The organism is Dyella marensis (genome assembly GCF_049532885.1).
In the GTDB taxonomy this organism is placed as follows: Bacteria; Pseudomonadota; Gammaproteobacteria; order Xanthomonadales; family Rhodanobacteraceae; genus Dyella_D; species Dyella_D marensis.
The window spans coordinates 1645069-1667942 of record NZ_CP064029.1; the positions used below are offsets into that span (position 1 = coordinate 1645069).

The 22874-nt window shown below is 69.1% G+C and carries 8 protein-coding genes (1 of these 8 running past the window's edge); 5 read left to right on the top strand and 3 right to left on the bottom strand.

Features of this window, described 5'->3' with window-relative positions; genetic code table 11:
- The 4 genes from ISN75_RS07250 to ISN75_RS07265 form a co-directional block, all read left to right on the top strand.
- A protein-coding gene (locus ISN75_RS07250) for an amino acid adenylation domain-containing protein (RefSeq protein WP_343818915.1) crosses the window boundary here: on the top strand, window positions 1–15910 show its 3' portion. It extends 15881 nt beyond the left edge of the window; only the last 15910 of its 31791 coding nucleotides appear in the window; its start codon lies off the left edge, out of view; it ends in the stop codon at window positions 15908–15910.
- Window positions 15911–15930: 20 nt separating this feature from the next.
- Entirely contained in the window at window positions 15931–17415 is a 1485-nt protein-coding gene (locus ISN75_RS07255) for a cytochrome P450 (RefSeq protein WP_343818916.1), read from the top strand.
- Entirely contained in the window at window positions 17412–18806 is a 1395-nt protein-coding gene (locus ISN75_RS07260; protein WP_208399755.1) for an MATE family efflux transporter, read from the top strand. The genes ISN75_RS07255 and ISN75_RS07260 overlap by 4 nt, the downstream gene beginning before the upstream one ends.
- Before the next feature lie 227 nt (window positions 18807–19033).
- On the top strand, window positions 19034–19732 hold the full coding sequence (locus ISN75_RS07265) for a 4'-phosphopantetheinyl transferase family protein (RefSeq protein ID WP_343818919.1): 699 nt from the start codon (window positions 19034–19036) through the stop codon (window positions 19730–19732).
- A 4-nt stretch (window positions 19733–19736) separates the two neighbouring features.
- Here the strand turns inward: ISN75_RS07265 and ISN75_RS07270 are convergent, their stop codons facing one another.
- Window positions 19737–20309, bottom strand: a complete 573-nt coding sequence (locus ISN75_RS07270) for a phosphatase PAP2 family protein (RefSeq protein WP_167255756.1) — start codon at window positions 20307–20309, stop codon at window positions 19737–19739.
- The gene (locus ISN75_RS07275; protein WP_167255754.1) at window positions 20278–21438 is read right to left on the bottom strand and encodes a glycosyltransferase family 4 protein; all 1161 of its coding nucleotides are present in this window, start codon (window positions 21436–21438) and stop codon (window positions 20278–20280) included. The genes ISN75_RS07270 and ISN75_RS07275 overlap by 32 nt, the downstream gene beginning before the upstream one ends.
- Before the next feature lie 169 nt (window positions 21439–21607).
- Between ISN75_RS07275 and ISN75_RS07280 the strand changes: the two genes are divergently transcribed.
- On the top strand, window positions 21608–22042 hold the full coding sequence (locus ISN75_RS07280) for a DUF4399 domain-containing protein (RefSeq protein ID WP_343818922.1): 435 nt from the start codon (window positions 21608–21610) through the stop codon (window positions 22040–22042).
- Between the two features lie 128 nt (window positions 22043–22170).
- Here ISN75_RS07280 and ISN75_RS07285 read toward each other — a convergent pair whose 3' ends face one another.
- Complete coding sequence (locus ISN75_RS07285) at window positions 22171–22725, bottom strand: transporter (protein WP_343818924.1); 555 nt, start codon at window positions 22723–22725, stop codon at window positions 22171–22173.
- Window positions 22726–22874 lie beyond the last annotated feature (149 nt).

A 22874-nucleotide genomic window follows, 5' to 3' on the forward strand; every position in this document is an offset into this window, starting at 1 on the left:
CTACGGCATCGATTCGGTGATGACGCTGGACCTGACCGCGCGGCTGGAGCAGGCCTTCGGCGCGCTGCCGAAGACGCTGTTCTTCGAATACCAGTCGATCGCCGCGCTGGCGGATTACTTCCTGCAGCACCACCGTATGGCGCTGGCCGGGCTGGTGGGCGAAAGCACCGTCGCGGCGCCCGCGCCGGTGGCCGCGCCGGCGGCCGTGCTTTCTGCGCCCGTCGCGGCCAGCCGCCTGCGCTCGCGCTTCGTCAGCCGCACCGAAGTGAAGGAAGAGGGCATCGCCATCATCGGCGTCGCCGGCCGCTATCCGCAGGCGCGCAACCTCGAAGAGTTCTGGGCCAACCTCAGCCAGGGCCGCGACAGCATCACCGGGATCCCGTCCGACCGCTGGGATCACAGCCTGTACTTCGACGCGGACCGCAACGCCCCCGGCAAGACCTATGGCAAATGGGGCGGCTTTATCGACGGCGTGGACCGTTTCGACGCGCGCTTCTTCCATATCTCGCCGCGCGAAGCGGAGCTGATGGACCCGCAGGAGCGGCTCTTCCTCGAATGCGTGCATGCCACGCTGGAAGACGCCGGCTACACGCGGGAGAACGTGGCCGAGGACGGCAACGTCGGCGTATTCGCCGGCGTGATGTACGAGGAGTACCAGCTCTACGGCGCGCAGGAACAGGCGCATGGCCGCTTCGTGGCGGCGCCCGGCAGCCCGGCCTCGATCGCCAATCGCATCTCCTATTTCTGCGATTTCCACGGCCCCAGCCTGGCGCTGGACACCATGTGCTCGTCGTCGCTGACGGCGATCCACCTGGCCTGCGAGAGCCTGGCGCGCGGCGGTTGCGCGGTGGCCATTGCCGGCGGCGTCAATGTGTCGGTGCACCCCAACAAATACCTGGTGCTGGCGCAGGGCAAGTTCATTTCGGGCAAGGGGCGCTGCGAGAGTTTCGGCGAAGGCGGCGAAGGCTATGTGCCGGGCGAGGGTGTGGGCGCGGTGCTGCTTAAATCCCTGGCGCAGGCCAGGGCCGACGGCGACCATATCTACGGCGTGATCCGCGCCACCGCGGTTAACCATGGCGGCAAGACCAACGGCTATACCGTGCCGAACCCGAATGCGCAGGCCAAGGTGATCGAGCGCGCCCTGCGTGCCGGCGGCGTGGATGCGCGGCAGGTCAGCTATATCGAAGCGCACGGCACGGGCACCAGCCTGGGCGATCCGATCGAGATCGCCGGATTGTCGAAGGCCTTTGCGCACTGGACGGCCGACACGGGCTACTGCGCCATCGGTTCGGCGAAGTCGAATATCGGGCATTGCGAAAGCGCGGCCGGTATCGCCGGGCTGACCAAGGTGCTGCTGCAGCTGAAGCACCGGCAGCTGGCGCCCAGCCTGCATTCGGCGGTGCTCAATCCGAATATCGATTTCGCGGCGACGCCGTTCGTGGTGCAGCAGGAGCTGGCCGCATGGCGGCGGCCGGTGATCGATGGGCGTGAACATCCGCGTATCGCCGGCATCTCGTCTTTCGGTGCGGGCGGAGCGAATGCCCATGTGGTGGTCGAGGAGTACGTGCCCGCCGTCGCCGCAGAGCCGCCTGGCGGTCCCGCGTTGGTGCTGTTGTCCGCTCGCGACGAAGAACGGCTGCGCGAAAGAGCAGGCGAGCTGATGGCTCACCTGGCCAAGCCGGAACTCAAGTTGGCGGACCTGGCTTACACATTGCAGGTCGGCCGCGAAGCGATGGACGAACGCCTTGCGCTGCTGGTGCATTCGCTGGACGAACTGCGCGGCAAGCTCGCGGCATGGCTGGCCGGCGATACGGCGATCGAAGGCCTTTACCTGGGACAGGCGCGGCGCGGCGCGGACGCGCTTGCTGCGCTGGCCGGCGATGATGATATGGCCGCTACCGTGGCCAGCTGGTTTGCGCGCGGCAAGTACGAGCGGCTGCTCGATCTATGGACGAAGGGATTCAATCTCGATTGGCGGCACCTGTATGGGAACGATGTGCGCCCGCGCCGCATCAGCCTGCCGACGTATCCGTTCGCAGGTGAACGCCATTGGTTCCCCACAGGAGCGGCGCAGGCGCCTGCACGTGCCGAGCCGGTAATCGCTGCAGCGGCCGCACCCATCGAGACGCTGATGTTCCGGCCTGCATGGCCGGTGCGTCCCGTGTTTGAAGGTGCTGCCGCTCCCGCTTCGCGAGTCGTGCTGCTGTGCGGCCTGGAAGACGGGCTGGCGGTGCGTATCCGCGAGCAGTTCCCGCATGCGGCCTGCCTGGTCGCGCCAAGCGGTGCCGACCTCGGCAGCGCGTTCGAAGCGGCGGCGAGCTTGCTGCTGGAAACGCTGCAGGGCCTGGCCGCGCAGCCGGGGCAGCACCTGATCCAGGTCGTCGTGCCGCGCGAAGGCGAGTGGCAGGCGCTGTCCGGACTGGACGGCATGCTGCGCACCGCGCGGCTGGAGAGCCCGCGCCTGCTCGGCCAGCTGATCGCGGTCGAGGCCGGACAGGATGTCGCCGCCGCACTGAGGGAAGACGGCGCCGCGCAGCGCGTGCGCCATGTGCGCGGCGAGCGCCAGACCGCCGGATGGACCGAAGTGCCCTCGTCGGCGCAGGGCGCATCGCCCTGGAAGGATCACGGCGTCTACCTGATCACCGGCGGCGCCGGCGGCCTGGGCCTGATCTTTGCCCGCGCCATCGCCAGCGAAGTGCGCAACCCGGTGCTGGTACTCACCGGCCGTTCCGCGCTGGACGAAACGATCAAGAGCCGCATCCGCGAGCTGGAAGCGCTCGGCGCGGTGGTGCGCTATCACGCGGTGGACGTCGCCGACGCCGAGGCCATCGACACGCTGGTGCGCGGCATTCCGGAGGAGTTCGAAAGCCTCGACGGCATCGTGCACAGCGCCGGCGTGGTGCGCGACAGCTTCCTGCTGGCCAAGACCCGCGACGAACTGCGCCAGGTGCTGCGCGCCAAGGTGGCGGGCACGCTGAATCTCGACCGGGCCAGCCGCGACATGGCGCTGGATGCCTTTATCTGCTTCGCCTCCATCGCGGGTGCGCTGGGCAGCGTGGGGCAGGCCGATTACGCGGCGGCGAATGCGTTTATGGACGCCTTCGCGCATGAGCGCGCGGAGCGGGTGGCGCGCGGCGAACGGCAGGGACGCACGCTGTCGATCGACTGGCCGCTGTGGGCCGAAGGCGGCATGCAGGTGGATGCCGCGACGCAGGCGATGATGCGCCAGCAGCTGGGCATGCATCCGCTGGGCAGCGCCGAGGGCCTGCGCATCCTGCGCGAGGCCTGGGCCAGCGACGCCAGCCAGCTGCTGGTGGTGGCGGGCGAGCCGGAGCGTATCCGCGAGGCTGTGCTGGGCACGGCAACGCAGGGCATCGCCGCGCCGCCGGCTGCCATGGTGGAAGAGATGACGATCGAAGAGACCGCCGAATCGTCGCGCGAGGCGGTATGGACCGCGCTGACCGAGCTGGTCTCGGCCCTGATCAAGGTGAAGCCGGACGATCTGGACGGCGAGACCACCTTCAGCGAATACGGCTTCGATTCCGTCTCGCTGACCGAGTTCGGCAACGCCTTGAACCAGCGCTTCCAGCTGCGGCTGACGCCGACGGTGTTCTTCGAGCATCCCACGCTGGACCGCCTGATCGATCACCTGGTGCGCGAGCAGGGCGTCGTGGCCGCGCCACCGGTACGCAAGCGCGCCGCTGCGGTGGTTTCCGCCGCCGCTGTGAGCGCACCCGTGCCGGTGGTTACTGTGCCCGCCGCGGATGAACCGGTCGCCATCATCGGCATGAGCGGGCGCTTCCCCCACGCGGCGGATATCGAAGCGTTCTGGCGGAACCTGCGCGACGGCCGCGACTGCATCGACGAGATCCCGCCGTCTCGCTGGGACTGGCGCAGCCTGCATGGCGACCAGGGTCGCGAGGCGCACCGCACCCGGATCATCTGGGGCGGCTTTATCGATGGCGTCGACGAGTTCGATCCGCTGTTCTTCGGCGTCTCGCCCAAGGAAGCGGAGCTGATGGATCCGCAGCAGCGGCTGGCCATGATCCACGTATGGAAGGCACTGGAAGACGCCGGCTACGCGGGCGACGCGCTGGCGGGCAGCGATACGGCGGTCTATATCGGCACCGGCGCCACCGGCTATGGCCGGCTGGTCGACCGCGCGGGCCTGGGTGGCGAAGCGTACGCCTCGACCGGCGGCGTGCCTTCGGTCGGGCCCAACCGCATCAGCTTCATGTTCGACTGGCATGGGCCGAGCGAGCCGGTGGAAACGGCGTGTTCCAGTTCGCTGGTGGCGCTGGCGCGCGGCGTCGCCGCGATCCGCGGCGGGCAGGCCGCGGTCGCGGTGGTCGGCGGCGTCAACACCATCGTGACGCCGGAAGCGCATATCAGCTTCAGCAAGGCCGGCATGCTCAGCGCCGACGGCCGCTGCAAGACCTTCGCCGCCGAAGCCGACGGCTATGTGCGCGGCGAAGGCGTGGCGATGCTGGTGCTGAAGAAACTGTCGGAGGCCGAGCGCGATGGCGACTGCATCCATGGCCTGATCCGCGGCGTGGCGGAGAACCATGGCGGCCACGCCAACTCGCTGACCGCGCCCAATCCCGTGGCGCAGGCCGAGGTGATCCGCACGGCGCAGCGGCAGGCGGGCATCGATCCGCGCACGGTGAGCTATATCGAAGCGCACGGCACCGGTACGCGGCTGGGCGATCCGGTGGAGGTGCAGGGCCTGAAGGCGGCGTTCGGCGCAGAGGCAGTGGCCGCGCCGTACTGCGGGCTGGGTTCGGTCAAGACGAATATCGGCCATCTGGAACTGGCCGCGGGTGTGGCCGGCGTGGTGAAGGTGCTGCTGCAGATGAAGCACCGCACCCTGGTGCGCAGCCTGCACAGCGAACAGCTCAATCCGTATCTGGAGCTGGACGGCAGTCCGTTCTACGTGGTGCGCGAGGCGCGGGAGTGGGCGGCATTGCGCGACGCGCAGGGCAGGCCGTTGCCGCGCCGTGCGGGCGTGAGTTCGTTCGGCTTCGGCGGCGTGAATGCGCACGTGGTGCTGGAGGAATATGTGGCGCCGGTGGCGGCGCGGCCGCCGGTGACCGCGCCGGTGCCGGTGCTGTTGTCGGCGCGCAACGAGCGGCAGCTGCAGGAGCAGGTTCGCCTGCTGCTGGACTTCGTTACGCGGTCCGAGGTGGATCTGGGCGATCTCGCCTATACGCTGCAGGTGGGGCGTGAAGCGATGGAGTGGCGGCTGGCGTTGCCGGTGGCGTCGATGGAGGAACTGCGTGAGCGGTTGCATTCCGTCGTGGCAGCCGGGGAATCGTCGGCACTCATCCATCGTGGCACCGCATCGCGCGGACGCCGTGACGCCGCAGCCGATGCGCAGGCGATCGGCGCGTGGATCGCGGCCCGCGACCTGGACAAGCTGCTCGATGCCTGGGTGAAGGGCGCCGCTGTCGATTGGCGGCAGTGGCACGGTGCGCGCAGGCCGCGTCGCATCGGCCTGCCGACCTATCCGTTCGCACGTGGCCGCTACTGGGTGCCGGAGCCGACAGCGCCGGTTCGCAGCGAGCCCGTAGAACCCGTGCCCAGCGGCCACGAATGGCTGCTGCTGCCGACCTGGGAAGTCGTCGAGCCGAAGCTTGCCGCAAGCTCGGAAGGCGGACGCACCCTGATCGCCGGCGGCTCGCCGGCACAGCGGGCGATGCTGCTGGATGCGCTGCCGGATGCGGCGGTGCTCGATTCGAAGCCGGTGGACGCCGCCGTGCTCGAACGACACTTGCGTGCGCTCGGCTCGTTCGACCGCATCGTCTGGCTGGCCGTCGACGAAGCCCACGCGGCCGATGACGACGACGCGCTGATCGCTGCTCAGGAACATGGCGTGATCGCTGCGTTCCGCCTGGTCAAGGCCCTGCTCGCACTCGGCTTCGACCGCCGCGCGCTCGACTGGACCGTGGTGACCGTGCAGGCGCAGTCCGTGCACGGCTCCGACACCGTCGCGCCTGGCCATGCCGCGATCCACGGCTTCATGGGCGCGGTGGCGAAGGAGTGCGCCAGCTGGCGCCTGCACCTGCTCGACATGCCGCGCGCCGATGCCTGGCCGCTCGACCGCATGTACCGGCTGGCCGGCGAGGGCCGCGGGGCCACCCTGGCCTGGCGTGGCGGCCAATGGTTCCGCCAGGTGCTGTCGCGCGTGGATGCGGCGAGCGTGGCGCAACAGGCTTCGCCTTATCGCGACGACGGCGTCTATGTAGTGATCGGCGGCGCCGGCGGCATCGGCCAGGCCTGGAGCGAGCATATGATCCGCACGCATCGTGCGCGCATCGTGTGGATCGGCCGCCGCGCGGAAGACGAGGCGATCGCACAGGCGCGGACGCGGCTGGGCGCGCTCGGCCCGGCGCCGCTCTATATCGCCGCCGATGCGGCCGACCGCGCGGCGCTGCAACGGGCCTGCGCGGAAGTGCTCGCCCGCCATGGCGCGATCCACGGTGTGGTGCATGCGGCGATCGACCTGCTCGACAAGAGCGTGGCGCAGATGGACGAGTCGCGGCTGCGCGCGGGGCTGGCGGCCAAGGTCGCGGCCAGCGTGCGGATCGCCCAGGTGTTCGGCGCCCAACCGCTGGACTTCATGCTGTTCCTGTCCTCGCTGGCCGGCTTCGTGCGCGCCGCGGGGCAGGGCAACTATGCGGCGGGCTGCACCTTCAAGGATGCCTACGCGCTGCATCTGGCCGCGCGCCTGCCGTATCCGGTGAAGGTGATGAACTGGGGCTACTGGGGCAGCGTCGGCGTGGTCGCCTCCGGCGACTACCGCGAGCGCATGGCGCGGCAGGGCATCGGTTCGATCGAGCCGACCGAAGGCATGCGGGCGCTGGAACGGCTGCTGCGTTCGCCGCTGCCGCAGCTGGGCTTTATGAAGGCAGTGCGCGAGGACGTGCGCGGCGGCGTGTTCGATCTGGTCGGGCAGGCGAAGGTGCGCATGCACCCGGCCCGCTTCGACTCGGTGGCGGACACCCTGAGCGTGCCGCCGGCATTCCAGGGCGATGCGGCGCATCTCGCGGCCGAGGGCCGGGAGATCGACCGGCTGGCGCTGGCGATCCTGCGCGGCGAGCTGCAGGGCTTGGGGCTGGCGGATGCGGCGGCTGCTTCCCCGCGCTACGCACGCTGGCTGAAGCACAGCCTGCGCATGATCGCGCAGGCCGGCCTCACGGTGTTCCCTTCGCTGGAAGGCGCCTGGTCCGAATGGAACGCGCGCAAAGTGGCATGGCAGGCCGCAGGCCATGTGCGGCAGGCCCAGGTAACCCTGGTCGACGCCATGCTGCGCTCGCTGCCGGCGATCCTGCGCGGCGAGGTCGAAGCCACCGCGGTGATGTTCCCGGACTCGTCGATGCGGCTGGTCGAGGGCGTCTACCAGGGCAATGCCGTCGCCGATCATTTCAACGACGTGCTATGCGAGGCGGTGCTCGCCTTCGTCGCGGCCCGCGTGGCGCGCGATCCGGCGGCGCGCATCCGCATCGTCGAGATCGGCGCCGGCACCGGCGGCACCAGCGCGCGCGTGATGACGCGGCTGGCGCCGTATGCACAACACATCGGCGAGTACTGCTACACCGACCTGTCGCGCGCCTTCCTGCTGCACGCGCAGGGCAAGTACGGGCCGTCGTATCCCTATCTCTCGTACCGGCTGCTGGATATCGGCAGCCCGCTCGAAGGGCAGGAGGTCGAGGCCGGCGGCTACGACCTGGCCATCGCCACCAACGTGCTGCACGCCACGCGAGACATCCGCGAGAGCCTGCGCAACACCAAGGCCCTGCTGGGTGCGAACGGGCAGCTGGTGCTCAACGAGCTGGCCAGCTGCGAGCTGTGGTCGCATCTGACCTTCGGCCTGCTCGATGGCTGGTGGCTGTACGAGGACGAGGCGCTGCGTATTCCTGGCTGCCCGAGCCTGTCGCCGGCGCGCTGGCATGCCGTGCTGCGCGAGGAGGGCTATCGCCAGGTGCGTTTCCCGGCGGAGCCGGCGCATGGGCTGGGGCAGCAGGTGATCGTCGCGGAGAGCGACGGTGTCGTGCTGCAGAAGCCCGCGGCCAAGGCGAGCGCGCCGGCACGGGTGGAAGCGGCCACGGTCTCGCGTCCAGCCGAAGCGGCTGCGCCGGCGGATGCCGCTTCGCTGCGCGAGCGCTGCCGCGCGAAGTTGGCGAAGCTGATCGGCAAGGCGCTGAAGCTGCCGGCCGGCGAGATCGATACGGCGACGGGGCTGGACCGCTACGGCATGGACTCGATCCTGGTGCTGGAGCTGACCAACGCGCTGCGTGCGGCGTTCGAGGAGCTGGGGATCGAGGAGCGGGTTTCCTCCACGCTGTTCTTCGAGCATGCGAGCATCGATGCGCTGGCCGATCATTTCATCGCGGCCGAGCCGGAAGCGATGGGGCGCTGGACCGGAGTCGACGTGCGCGTCGCGCCGCCACCCCGCAAACATCCGCTGCTGCAGACCGCCGATGCGGCGGCCGGTCGCTTCGGCAGCCGCTTCGACGGCAGCGAGTTCTTCCTCGCCGACCATCGCGTGCAAGGGCGCCGCGTGCTGCCCGGCGTGGCCCAGCTGGAAATGGCCCGCGCCGCCGCGCAGCAGGCGATGCCGGGATCCGGCGTCCGGCTTGGCAAGGTCGCATGGATCCGCCCGGCGGTAGCGGACGACAGCGGACTGTCATTGCAGCTTGCGCTGACCGCCGAGCCGGACGGCGCGTTCCGCTTCGAACTGCGCGGCGAGGACGGCGCCGTCCACAGCCAAGGCATCGCGTCCGCGGGGCAGGCTGCCGCCGAACGGCACGATCTCGCCGCGCTGCGCGCCCGCTGCACGGTGGCGCAGGTCGGCCACGAGCGCTGCTACGCCATCTTCGAAAGCAAGGGCCTGCAGTACGGCCCGGCCTTCCGCGGCATCGACGAGCTGTTCGTCGGCGAAGGCGAAGTGCTGGCGAAGATTTCCCTGCCAGCCCCGGTCGCCGCCACGCTGCCGCATTACGCGCTGCATCCCAGCCTGCTCGATGCCGCCCTGCAGTCGTCGCTCGGCATGCATCTGGCGACGCATGGCGAAGAGGGCATCGCGCTGGCCCTGCCGTTTGCCGTCGACGGCGTGCAGGCACATGCGGCCTGCACCGCCGGCATGTGGGCTTACGTGCGCCACGCCGCGGGCACCGCAGCCGCCGGCGACATCCGCCAACTCGATATCGATCTCTGCGATGCGCACGGCCAGGTCTGCGTGCGCATCGAAAAACTCAGCCTGCGCACGGTCCATCTCAAGCCGGCACCTCCGCTGTCACGCGACACGAACCACGAACGGAACTCACCTGCCATGAACGATTCCAAGGACTTCACCTCGCACCACGGCCACGCCACCGACACGCAGCCGGCCAGCGCCGTGCTGCGCGAAAAGAGCATCCTGCAGTTCCGCAAGCTGATCAGCCGGCGCCTGGCGCTGCCGCTGGAGGCGATCGGGGCGACGGTGGGCTTCGACGAGTACGGACTCGATTCGATCCTGGTGATGGAACTGACCGATGCGCTGCGCGTGGTGTTCGGCGCGGAGCAGATCGGCGCGACGCTGTTCTTCGAGCACCACGATATCGAAGCGCTGGTCGATCACTTCCTGCGTACCGATCCGGCGGCGCTGTCGCGCTGGGCGGGCATGGCCGCCGCCGCGCCGGCTGCAGCGCCGGCCACCGTGGTACAGACAGCCAGCACTGCGGCACGCGAGGTGCAGCCGGTGGAGGCCACCATCCCCACCGTGCCCGCCCCAGTGGCGCCGTTCGACGTGGCCATCGTGGGCCTCTCCGGCCGCTACCCCGGCGCCAACGACGTCCACCAGTTCTGGGACAACCTCGCTGCCGGCCGCCACAGCGTGAGCGAAGTGCCGCCGGAACGCTGGGCGCATGGCCGCTTCTTCGACGAGCGCAAGGGCCAGGCCGGCAAGACCTACACGCGCTGGGCCGGGTTGCTGGACGACGTGCAGGGCTTCGATCGCCTGTTCTTCCATATCGCGCCCAGCGAGGCGCGCTTGATGAGCCCGCAGGAGCGGCTGTTCATGCAGGAGGTGCATGCGAGCATCGAGGACGCGGGCTATACGGCCGCCGGCCTCAGCGCCACGCGCAAGGTCGGCGTGTTCGTCGGCGTCACCAATGAGCACTACGCCACCGGCGCGCGCTTCTGGTCGATCGCCAACCGCATTTCGCACCTGTGCAATTTCCAGGGGCCGAGCCTGGCGGTCGATACCGCGTGCTCGTCCTCGTTGACGGCCATCCATCTGGCGCTGGAAAGCCTGCGCAGCGGCGACAGCGAGGTGGCGATCGCCGGCGGCGTGAACCTGATCGTGGCGCCGACCCAGCTGATCGACCTGGCCTCGATGGCGATGCTGTCGGCCGACGACAAGTGCAGGTCCTTCGCGGCCGGCGCGGACGGCTTCGTCGACGCTGAGGCGGTAGGCGCGCTGGTACTTAAACCCCTGCATCGCGCGGTGGCCGACGGCGACCATATCTATGGCGTGATCAAGGGCAGCGCGATCAATTCGGGCGGCAAGACCAACGCCTACCTGGTGCCGAACCCCAATATGCAGGCGCAGCTGGTAGGCGACGCATTGCGCCGCGCCGGCATCGATGCACGCACGGTGAGCTATGTGGAAGCGCAGGGCACCGGCAGCCACCTGGGCGACCCCATCGAGGTGGCGGGCCTGGCCAAGGCGTTCCGCCAGTGGACCCAGGACCGGCAGTTCTGCGCGCTGGGTTCGGCCAAGTCCAACCTGGGCCACAGCGAAAGCGCGAGCGGCTTCGTCGCGGTGAGCAAGGTGCTGATGCAGATGAAGCACGGCATGCTCGCGCCTAGCCTGCATGCGGCCACGCCGAATCCGGAGATCCGTTTCGCCGACACGCCGTTCTTCGTGCAGCAGGCGCTGGCGCCGTGGACGCGGCCGCAGCTGGACGTCGACGGGCGCCGCCGGGAGTTTCCGCGGCGCGCGGGCATCTCTTCGTTCGGCGCGGGCGGCGCGAATGCGCACCTGGTGATCGAGGAGTACGTCGAGCCATCGTCGTCGCTGCGCGGCAGCCTGCCTGGTCCGGCCATGATCGTGCTGTCCGCACGCGATCCGGAACGCTTGAAGGCACGAGTGGAACGGCTGCTCGCGGCGCTGGCGCCGGAGCGGCACGCCTCCGACCTGGCGCTGGCCGATATCGCCTACACCTTGCAGGTGGGGCGCGAGGCGATGGAGGAGCGCCTGGCCCTGCTGGTGGAATCGCTGGACGAGCTGCGCGGCAAGCTGGCGGCGATCCTCGCCGGCGGCAAGGACGTGGACGACGTCTATGCGGGACAGGCAAAGCGCAATGCGTTCTCCGCGCTGGCCGACGACGAGGACATGCAGGCCGCGGTGCAAGCCTGGGTGGCCAAGGGCAAGTACGGCAAGCTGCTCGACCTGTGGGTGAAGGGGTTCGCGTTCGACTGGAACGGCTTGTACGCCGGCGCCGCCAAGCCGCGCCGCGTGAGCCTGCCGAGCTATCCGTTCGCACGCGAGGTGTGCTGGACGGACGTGCGTTATCCGGATGCCGTCGATGCGTTGCCGACGCTGCGAGCGGTGCGTAAGGAAGGGCTGGCGCTCGCCGCGGCCGACGTTCCGGCCACCGATGCCACCGGCACCATGATGCGCATCTGGTGCGAGCTGCTGGGCCGCCCGTCGGTGGCGCTCGACGACGACTTCTTCGAGCTCGGCGGCCAGTCGCTGCTGGCGACGCGGCTGGCGGTGCGCATCCGCGACGAGTTCGGCGTGGAGGTGCCGGTGGCGGCGATTCTCGAAGCGCCGACGGTCGCCGCCCTGGTTGCATGGGTGGCCGCGGCCGCCCCTGTTACGGCTCCGGCCAGCACGGTGGCGGCGCCGGCCGCGGTGCGGGAAGAAAGCTATCCGCTGTCGTTCGCGCAGCAGCGCCTGTGGTTCCTGGATCAGCTGGAAGGCTACAGCCCCACCTACAACATTCCCGCCGCGGTGCGCCTGAAGGGCCGGCTGGATACCGCCGCGCTGGAAGGCGCGCTCAACGACGTCGTGCTGCGCCACGATGCGCTGCGCGCGCGCTTCGGCAGCGTGGACGGCACGCCGGTGCAGTACATCGCCGAGCGCGTGGAGCTGGCGCTGGCGCTGCACGACCTGCGCGCCAGCGCGCCGGGCGAGCGCGAGGCGCAGACGCGCCAGCTGATGCTGGACGAGGCGAGCACGCCGTTCGACCTGCACGGCGGGCCGCTGGTGCGCGGCAGCCTGCTGCGCCTGGCCGACGACGAGCATCTGCTGCTGCTGACCATGCATCACATCGTTTCCGACGGCTGGTCGATGGGCATCCTGGTGCGCGAGCTGGGCACGCTGTACGCCAGCCGCGCCTTCGGTGCGCCGGCGGCGCTGCCGGAGCTGCCGATGCGCTATGTCGACTTCGCGCGCTGGCAGCGCGAATGGCTGAGCGGCGAGGTGCTGGAGCGGCAGCTCGGCTACTGGAAGAAGCAGCTGGCCGGCGCGCCGACCTTGCTGACCCTGCCCACCGACCGCCCGCGTCCGCCCACCCAGGGCCAGGACGGCGCCGCGCTGCCCTATGCGCTGCCGGCGGAGCTCAGCGCGAAGCTGCAGGCGCTGAGCCGCAAGTCGCAGGGCACCTTGTTCATGACCTTGTGCGCGGCCTTCAACGTGCTGCTGGCGCGCTATTCCGGGCAGAACGACATCTGCATCGGCACGCCGATCGCCAACCGCAACCGCAGCGAGATCGAGGACCTGATCGGCTTCTTCGTCAACACCCTGGTGCTGCGCAACCAGGTGGACCTGAGCGCGGGCTTCACCGACCTGCTCAAGCAGGTGCGCGCCACCACGCTGGACGCCTACGCCCACCAGGACGTGCAGTTCGAGCAGCTGGTGGGCGCGGTGCAGCCGGAACGCCACACCAGCTATTCGCCGCTGTTCCAGGTGATGCTGGTGCTGCAGAACGCGCCGCTGAATCTTGCCTTGCCGGGGCTGGAGCTGGAACTGGTGCCGCACGAGACGGTGACCGCCAAGTTCGATCTCACGCTGACCTTCAGCGAAGGCCCGCAAGGCCTGTACGGCAGCTTCGAGTACAACACCGACCTGTTCGACCGCGCCACCATCGAGCGCATGGGCGAGCACTTCGCCAACCTGCTGCAGGCCATCGTGGCGGAGCCGGAGCGGCCGCTGGGCGAGCTGCCGATGATCGGCGAGGCGGAATACCGGCAGCTGGTCTACGGCTTCAACCACACCGCCAAGGCCTATCCGTGCGTGACGCCGGAGACGAACACGCTGCACCAGCTGTTCGAGGCGCAGGTGGCGCGCACGCCCGAGCACGTGGCCGTGGTGTACGAGAACCGCTCGCTGACCTATGCCGAGCTCAATGCGCAGGCCAATCGCCTGGCCCGCCACCTGCGCCATCTCGGCGTGGGGCCGGACGTGCTGGTCGGCCTGTGCACCGAGCGCTCGATCGAGATGATCGTGGGCCTGTATGCGATCGAGAAGGCCGGCGGCGCCTACGTGCCGCTGGATCCGACCTATCCGTCCGACCGCCTGGCCACCATCGTGGAGGATGCGGCGCCCGCGGCGATCCTCACCCTGACGCACCTGCGCCACGCCGCGCCGGCGATTCCCGGCCTGCCGGTGCTGTGCATCGACGGCGACGCCGCGAGCTGGGCGATGGAGGATGCCGGCAATCCGGTCAACGCCACCCAGCCGGGCGATCTGGCTTACGTGATCTACACCTCCGGCTCCACCGGCAAGCCCAAGGGCGTGGGCATCGACCATCGCGGCATCGTCAACCGCCTGGAGTGGATGCAGGAGGCTTATCCGCTGACCGCCGCCGACCGCGTGCTGCAGAAGACGCCTTTCAGCTTCGACGTCTCGGTGTGGGAGTTCTTCTGGCCGCTGCTGGAAGGCGCCACCCTGGTGGTGGCCAAGCCCGGCGGCCACCAGGACGTGGCCTACCTGGCCGGCCTGATCGACGCCGAGCGCATCACCACCACGCACTTCGTGCCGCCGATGCTGGAAGTGTTCCTCAACGAAGTGGAACCCGGCAGCGGGCGCTCGCTGCGCCAGGTGATGTGCAGCGGCCAGGCTTTGCCGATGGATCTGCAGCAGCGCTTCTTCGCCACCTGGGACCACGTGGCGCTGCATAACCTGTACGGCCCGACCGAGGCTTCGGTCGACGTCACCTACTGGCAGTGCCGCAAGGACAGCGCGCTCAACTGCGTGCCGATCGGCAAGCCCATCGCGAACATCCAGATCCATATCCTGGACGACTACTTCAACCCGGTGCCGGTGGGCGTGGTCGGCCATCTGTATATCGCGGGCGTCGGCCTGGCGCGCGGCTACGTGAACCGGCCGGATCTCACCGGGCAGACCTTCATCCCCAACCCCTTCAGCGCCGAGGACGGTGCGCGCATGTACCTGTCCGGCGACCTGGCGCGCTATCTGCCGGACGGCAATATCGAGTATCTGGGCCGCAGCGACCACCAAGTGAAGATCCGCGGCCTGCGCATCGAGCTGGGCGAGATCGAATCCACGCTGGCCGCGCTGGAAGCGGTGCGCGACGTGGTGGTGCTGGCGCGGCCGGACGAGCGCGGCGTGCAGCGCCTGGTGGCCTACCTGGTGGCGCACGACGGGCAGGCGCTGCCGGATCCGGCGGTGCTGCGCCGCACCCTGGCGCAGACGCTGCCCGACTACATGGTGCCGGAGTACTTCGTGGGGTTGGCGACGATGCCGCTGACCTCCAACGGCAAGGTCGACCGCAAGGTGCTGCCGGCGCCGGAGATGGCGCAGGACGAAGGCGAGCACGTCGCGCCGCGCACGGCGATGGAAAAGGCCATTGCCGCGGTGTGGTCGGAGCTGCTGAAGGTGGAGAAGGTCGGCCTGACCGACGACTTCTTCGAACTCGGCGGCCACTCGCTGCTGGCGACCCAGCTGGTCTCGCAGCTGCGCAAGCGGCACGTGGCGGAGATCGAGCTGCGCGACCTGTTCTCGCACGCCACGCTGGGCGCGCTGGCCTCGTTCGTGGATACGCGCAAGCAGGGCGGGCTGCATCCGAACCTGGTGCCGATCCGCGCCAAGGGTACGGCCGCGCCGCTGTTCCTGATCCATCCGATCGGCGGCGGCGTGCAGTATGCGTTCGACCTGGCCCAGCACCTGGATGCCAACCAGCCGGTGTACGGCCTGGCGGTGGGCGAGACGCTGCACCGGAGCATCGACGCCATGGCCACGGCGTATCTGGATGCGATCCGCGAAGTGCGGCCGTCCGGTCCGTATCTGCTGGCCGGCTGGTCGCTGGGCGGCATGGTGGCGTACGAGATCGCGCACCGCCTGCTGGCGGCGGGCGAGGACGTGCAGTTCGTCGGCATGATCGACACCAGCGCGCCGGCGCTGCGCGCCAGGGAGCGCGAGCGGCATCCGGTGCAGCACGACGCCTGCCGCGCGCTGCTGAACTGGCTGCTCGACCTGAACCTGGCCGGCGACTGGCGCACCCATCCCGACTATCCCGAGCTGATGGCGCGCGCCATCCGCGGCGATCTCGACGGCGTGATTGCGCTGTGCATGGGCGCGGGGCTGGTGCCGGCGGGGCTGGATGCGGACGAGGTGAAGCGCACGGTGGCGCTGTACGAAGCCTGCGGCCGCGCGGCCGACGACTATCGTCCGCCGGCGGCGCAGCTGCCGGTGACGTACTTCGCCGCCGATCGCCACGAAGGCGACGAGGTCTCGCTCGGCTGGCGCGACCTGGTGGGGCGGCATCTGGAGGTGTCGCGGATCGGCGGTTCGCATCTGTCGATCGTGTCGGCGCCGCTGAATGAAAAGCTGGCGCGCGATATCTCGGCGCGGATCGGCCGCTACACGCCGAATCTTTCCTTCACCGCGGCCAGTCCGTGAGCGCTCAACAGGGGAATGCCATGAACGAAACCATCTCCGAAGCACTGGCCTTGCCTGAAGAAGCCCCGGCCGAGCTCAGCTACACGCGCCGCATCGAGGATCTGCCCGCGCCGAAGGGCCAGCCGGTGGTCGGCAATGCGCTGCAGCTGAGCGGCCGCCAGATGCACCAGAAGTTCAGCGCCTGGGTGCGCGAGTACGGACCGATGTTCCGCCTGCAGGTGTTCGGCCACACCATCGTGATCGTCTCCGACGCGGCCACCGCGCACGGCGTGATGCGCGAGCGTCCCGACGGCTTCCGCCGCAACGGCGGGCTGAAGACGATCATGAACGAGCTCAACATCGGCGGCGTGTTCACCGCCGAGGGCGCGGCCTGGCGCAAGCAGCGCAAGCTGGTGATGAGCGGGCTCAATGCCGAGGTGATCCGCAACTTCTTCCCGAAGATGGTGACCTTGACCGAGCGCATGCTCGAACGCTGGAAGAAGGCGGTGCTCGAAGGCCGCGCCATCGACCTGCGCCGCGATCTCAAGGCGATGGCGCTGGATACCATCGTCGGCATCGCCATGGGCCACGATATCGACGCGGTGAACCAGGACGGCGATCCGCTGCAGCGCGATATCGACAGCATGTTCCAGCGCCTGGGCCAGCGCACCACCGCGGCGTTTCCGTACTGGCGCTACTTCAGATTGCCGGTGGACCGCGCGGCGGAGCGCTCCTTCGCCGAGATCGAGACGCGGGTGCAGGAGTTCATCCGCAACACGCGCCAGCGCATGGAGCAGCAGCGCGAACTGCAGCGCAAGCCGGCCAACATGCTGGAGGCGATGATCGCCGCCAGCGAGGATCCGGCATCCGAATTCACCGACGAGGAACTGGTGGCCAATGCCATCCTCAGCGTGATCGGCGGCGAGGACACCACCGCCAACTCGATCGGCTGGATGCTGTGCCTGCTGGCGCAGAATCCGGCCGCCGCGGCCGCGCTGGCGGCGGAAGCGGACCAGGTGCTGGGCGCGGCGCCGCTGCCGCGCGAGTGGGAGCAGATGAAGGCCTTCCATTATCTGGAGGCGGCGCACAGCGAGACGCAGCGGCTGAAGGCGGTGGCGCCGTATCTGGGGCTGACCGCGAACGCCGATTGCGTGGTGGCCGACACGTTCATTCCGAAGAACACCGCGATCATCGTGGCGACGGCGGGCGAGGGGCACGACGCGGCGCAGTTCCCCGAGCCGGATCGCTTCCGGCCCGAGCGCTGGGTGGCGGAACTGCGCGAGCCCGGCGAGGAAGACCCCAGCCGCAAGCTGTTTCCGTTCGGCGGCGGTGCGCGGCTGTGCCCGGGGCGGTTCCTGGCGCTGACCGAGATCAAGGTGGTGGTGTCGATGATCATGCGCAACTTCGAGCTGGAGCCCGACCCCAAGGCGCCGCCCGCGAAGGAGCTGCTGAATTTCTTCATGGCGCCGAGTTCCGTACCGGTGCGGCTGAAGCTGCGCGTGCCGCCGGCGGGAGGCGCGGCTTGAACGCCATCGCGCCCGCGTCCAGTGCCGCCATCGCGCGGCGCATCCTGAAGGTGTCGCTGCCCCTGATGGGCTCGATGATCGGCAACCTGATCATGATGCTGGTCGACCGCATCTGCCTGGCGCGGTACTCGGCCGATACGCTGGCGGCGTCCGGCCCCGCGGTGTACACGGCGATGGCGATCGTCGGCTTCTTCGTCGCCGTGGTGGGCTTCTCGCGTTCCTGCGTGGCGCAGGCCTATGGCCGCTCGGGGCACGCGGATGCGGCGTGGCAGGCGGCGATCGGCGTGGTGGTGGGCGTGGTGTTCGCGCTGCTGCTGTGGCTGATGGCGCCGCTGATGGCGTGGATCCCGGCGCTGAGCGACCGGCCGGCTAACCTCACGCGGCTGGAAGCGCAGTTTCTCTACTGGTCGGCGTATTTCGGCGCGGCGATGACCTTCAACATGGCGCTGTCGTCGTACTTCAACGGCATCGGCAAGACGCGCATCACCCTGGTGGCGGGACTGATCGGCCAGGCGGTGGGCATCGTGGCGACCATCGGCCTGGTGTTCGGCCGCTTCGGCCTGCCGGAGCTGGGCATGCGCGGTTCGGCGCTGGGCACCCTGGCCGGCACCCTGGCGATCACGCTGATCTATGTGGCGTACATGCCGAAGGACGTGTGGAGCGACGTGCGGCGGCTGGTGGCTGCGCGCGGGCTGCATCGCGGCGATCTGATGCCGCGGATCAGGAAGGGCGTGGCGCTGGGCGTGACGGCGGGCATCGGCAACTTCGGCAATGCGGCGTTTATCTGGATCATCGCCGGGCTGGGCGCGATCGCGCTGGCGGCCAACAACGTCAACCTCACGGTGAGCTATATCGGCGTGATTCCGCTGCTGGGCTTAGGCATCGGTTGCAGCGTGCTGTGCGGCAATGCGCTGGGGCAGGGGGAGTTCGAGCAGGTGCCGCGCATCATGCTGGTGACGCTGGCGCTGGAGCTGGCGTACGTGGCGTTCACGGCGTATCTGCAGATCGTCACGCCGAATGTGCTGCTCGATCCGTTCGGGCTGGCGGACAAGCCCGACGAGATCCGCCACGCGGCGGTGGCCACCTCGAAAGTGCTATGGACGTATTCGCTGGCGTTCGCGTTCTCGATGACGGGGCAGGCGGTGCTGGAAGCGTTCGGACTGACGCGGTTCCTGTTCGCGGTACGCTTCGTGATGATGTGGGTGTTGAGCATTCCCACGGTTTATCTGATTACCTTGGGGCATGTGGGGGATGCGGAGTATCTGCCGACGGCATGGGTGGTGGGGTCGTCGTTCGAGGCGGGTATCGGGGTGCTGTATTTCTGGCGGATCTGGGTGGCGGTGCGGCGGCGGCAGAATGAGATTGTGTTGCGGCCGCAAGTGGAGGCCTGAAGTCGTCGTTACTTTCCAAGTTTGAACCCTTCTCCCTCCGGCGATCCGAAGGTAGTCCCCGTGGGAGAGAAGGTGGCGGCAGCCGGATGAGGGTACGGGCGGAGCCATGCACATCACTTCTGCGCTCCGCCCGAACCCTCACCCCAACCCCTCTCTCCCACAGGGACTACCTTCGGGTCGCCGGAGGGAGAGGGGCTTGCGTAGAGGCGATGTGCAAAGGAGAGGGCATGCAGGAGTTGCGGCGCCTGTCGTTGGAGCGACATCCAGGGAATCTGCCCGACGCATTCGCGTTGCCGTTTGATGTGGACGAAAGCGACGACACGCATTTCGCCCATTACGGCATCGCTTGCCCGCCATCCATCGCGCGAAGCGTGGCAAAGCGCAAGGCGGAATATCTTGCCGGACGGCGTGCTGCGATGGCGGCGCTCTCGGAAGCTGGCGCTGAGGCGGGCGACCTGGCGATCGGGCCGTCGCGTGCGCCTGCATGGCCGCAGGGTTTTATCGGAAGCATCACGCATGCGGTGGGAATCGCGGCGGCCGTGGCCATGCGCGAAAACGCGGTGCGCGGCGTCGGGATCGATATCGAGCACGTGGTGGCGCCAGGCGCGTTCGATGCCATCGTGCAATCGGTGGTCGATGCGGCGGAGCGCAAGGTGCTGGCCGCACTTGCGCGGCGGTTCGGCGAACCGATGGCGCTGACCGTCGCGTTCTCCGCGAAGGAGAGTTTCTACAAGGCGACGGCAGCGGCGGTCAGCCGGGTCTTCGATTTCAACGCGCTCAAGATCTTCAATTTGAATGAAGAAACGATCGAAGCAGAAATCGCGCAGACATTAATTCCAGCATTACCGGCCGGCATGCGCTTCCGCCTGGGCTACTCGCTACTGGACGACAGCACCGCCATCACCAGCTGCGCATGGAACCGCTGACCGCTCAGTGCATCCAATGCATCAGCGGCAGCACCCACAGCGACAGCGAACCCAGCGCACCGCCGATCGCGGTAGCGGCGATCACGTCGCTCGGATAATGCAGGCCCAGGATCACCCGCGAGGCGCCGACCAGCGCCGTGAAGGTGAGCAGCAGCGGGGCCAGCAGGGGATACCAGGCCAGCGCCACGATGGTGAAGCTCACCGCCTGCAAGGTATGGCCGGACGGAAAGCTGAATTCGTCCAGCGGCGGCACGTGGGCGATCACGCCGGGGCAGGCGCGGAACGGGCGCGGGCGGCGGGTCCAGCGCTTGAGCAGGCGGTACAGCAGCAGGGCGGTCAGGCCGGTGATGGCCATCTGCGCGGCGGCGGCCAGGCCGCGGCGGCCGTCGAACAGGGCCAGGGCCAGCATCAGCGAATACCAGAACACCCCGTCGCCCAGGCGGCTGACGAGGCCGAAGAACACGCCGACGGCGCGGCGCGCGCCCCAGTGGTTGGCGGCGACGCAGATGCGCCGGTCGATGGCAAAACGTGGTCCGGCGGAAAGCTCAGGCGTGTGCAGCGGCGGCAGAGTGTTCATCGCGATGCTCCTTGGCCAGTTCACGCAACAGGGATTCGAATTCGCGGATCACCGCGTCCGGCGAGAGGTTGGCGATGCTGGCCTGCGCCGCGCGGCCCATGTGGCGGATCAGGCTGGCGTTGGCGGTGAGCGTGCAGGCAGCGTCGATAAAGGCGCGCTCGTTGCCGGCCTCGATGCGGAAGCCGTTGATGCCGGAGGACAGATGCTCGCGCGCGGCGCCTTCCTCGTAGGCCACCACCGGCAGGCCGGCGGCGAGCGCTTCGAGGATCACGTTGCCGAAGGTTTCGCTGAGGCTGGGGAAGGGGAATACGTCGGCGCTGGCGTAGTGGCGCGACAGCGCCTCGCCGCGCTGCACGCCGGCGAAGATGAAGTCGGGATTGGCCGCCTGCAGCGCCGCGCGCGAGGGGCCGTCGCCCACCCACACGTAGCGGGCCTTGGGTACGTCGCGCTGGATCGCGCGGAAGGTGCGCACGGCCAGGTCCAGGTTCTTTTCCGCGGCGATGCGTCCGACGTAGAGCACCACCGGCGTATTGCCGTCGACGCCCCAGGAGGCGCGCAGTTCGAGATCGCGGTGGCTGGGATGGAACAGCTGGGTGTCCACGGCGCGGCGCAGCAGGCGCACCGTGTCGACGCCCAGGTCCGCCAGTTCGCGCGCCAGCGCGTCGGTCGGCACCAGGGTGGCGGCGGCGCGGCAGTGGAAGCGGCGCAGGTAGCCGCGCACGACCGGGGTAAGGAAGCCCACGCCGTAGTGGTTGGCGTAGGTATCGAAACGGGTGTGGAAGCCGGTGGCCGCGGGAATGCCCAGCGCCTTGGCCGCGCGCACCGCCGACCAGCCCAGCGGGCCTTCGGTGGCGACGTAGATGGCGTCGGGGCGCAGCCGCGTCCAGCGTTCGCGCAGGTTGCGGCCGGCCGGCAGGCCGAAGCGCAGGCCCGGATAGCGCGGCAGTGCGGCGCCGCGCATTTCGACAGGGAAGATGCCCGGCTCGTCGTGGAACGGTTCGGCCTGGCGCGGCCGGGTCAGCTCGACGGTGTGGCCGCGAGCGGCGAGGCCGGCGGCGAGGCTGTGCACGGTAAGTGCGACCCCGTTGATTTCCGGCGGATACGTCTCAGTGACAATGCCGATGCGCATGGCGATACCTGTGCTGGCCCGGCATAGATTCGTCCTGGGGCGTTGCGGGGGCGTGGCGCGTTCATGACGCCCGCGTTACGACTGCTCCCAGTTAAGAGTTCTTAGGGCGCTTTCCGCATGACGATGCGCTTACACTGGCCGTCCCCCTTCATGCCAAGGAGATCCCACGATGAAGCGCATCCTGTTCGCTCTGGCCCTGGCCTCGACGGCCGCCGCCGCGATCGCCGCCGACGCTCGCGGCCTGCCGGTGACCAAGTCCCCCGCCGGCGCCGAGGTCTACATCATCAGCCCGAAGGACGGCGCCACCGTGGGCCAGGAATTCACCGTCACGTTCGGCCTCAAGGGCATGGGCGTGGCCCCGGCCGGGGTGAAGAAGGACGGCACCGGCCATCACCACCTGCTGGTCGACGTGAAGGACCTGCCGGCCGCCGGCCAGGTGATTCCGAAGGACGAGAACCACCTGCACTTCGGCAACGGCCAGACCGAGACCACGGTGAAGCTCAAGCCCGGCACGCACACGCTGCAGCTGGAGCTGGCGGACGAGAACCACATTCCGTTCGATCCGGCGGTGGTCTCGAAGAAGATCACCGTGCATGTGAAGTAAGGCAACGGCTGACACCTCCGGCGTAGGTTGGGGTGAGCCGAAGGCGAACCCCAACATTCGTGCGATGCGTGTGCTGCAACGTTGGGGTTCGCCTTCGGCTCACCCCAACCTACGCCACAGGTTCGGGGTCAGCGCCCGAAAAACATCGCCACGCCGAGCCCGGCCTCCCAGCTCGGCGCATGCCCACCGAGGCGGTGGCGCACCCAGCTGTCGAACTGCAGATTGGCCAGCGGCTGCCAGGCCAGGTCGGTGCCGGCTTCGCTGCCGAAGCCCTGGCTGCCGTCGTGCTGGGCCATGGCTTCGAGATACGCGCCGAACTGCGGATTGAACTGGTAGCCGATGCTGGGCGCGAACTGGACGCTGTCCTTGCCGCCGCTGCGCTGCCATTGCGCGTAATAGCCGAAGGCCACTTTGCCGCCGGTCTGCTGGGTGGCGTCGAAGCCCAAGGTGTAGGCGGGATGGTCGTTGCGGAAGGCGCGCGCGCCGTCGGTGAATTCCGCAGTGCCGAGCAGGCCCCACGACCATACGTCGCCGGTGACGGGGACCCATTTCAGGCCCAGCGTGGTGTCGCCGCGGCCGTGCACGGACGCTTGCCCGGTCTGGCGCAGGCGGTTGTACGGCGTGCCGCCGAGCTGCAGTTCGGTACCGCCGCCCAGGCCCAGGCGCAGCAGGCTGTCGTACATGGACAGGTCGCTGCGGGCGCCGGCGTCGCGCTGGCGGCTCCAGTCGGGCAGGCCTTGTTCGTAGGCGAACTGGCCGGCGTGCAGCGGGTTGGTGGCGAAGCCCCAGCCGGGGCGGTCGAAGCCGGGGCGTCGTCAGCCAGCGCCGCGGC

Bases quoted from the DNA above. Each gene is read 5' to 3' on its own strand.
- ISN75_RS07270 (WP_167255756.1), bottom strand. From the start codon at position 20,309: ATGAACACTCTGCCGCCGCTGCACACGCCTGAGCTTTCCGCCGGACCA.
- ISN75_RS07275 (WP_167255754.1), bottom strand. From the start codon at position 21,438: ATGCGCATCGGCATTGTCACTGAGACGTATCCGCCGGAAATCAACGGG.
- ISN75_RS07280 (WP_343818922.1), top strand. From the start codon at position 21,608: ATGAAGCGCATCCTGTTCGCTCTGGCCCTGGCCTCGACGGCCGCCGCC.
- ISN75_RS07255 (WP_343818916.1), top strand. From the start codon at position 15,931: ATGAACGAAACCATCTCCGAAGCACTGGCCTTGCCTGAAGAAGCCCCG.
- ISN75_RS07285 (WP_343818924.1), bottom strand. From the start codon at position 22,725: ATGTACGACAGCCTGCTGCGCCTGGGCCTGGGCGGCGGTACCGAACTG.
- ISN75_RS07265 (WP_343818919.1), top strand. From the start codon at position 19,034: ATGCAGGAGTTGCGGCGCCTGTCGTTGGAGCGACATCCAGGGAATCTG.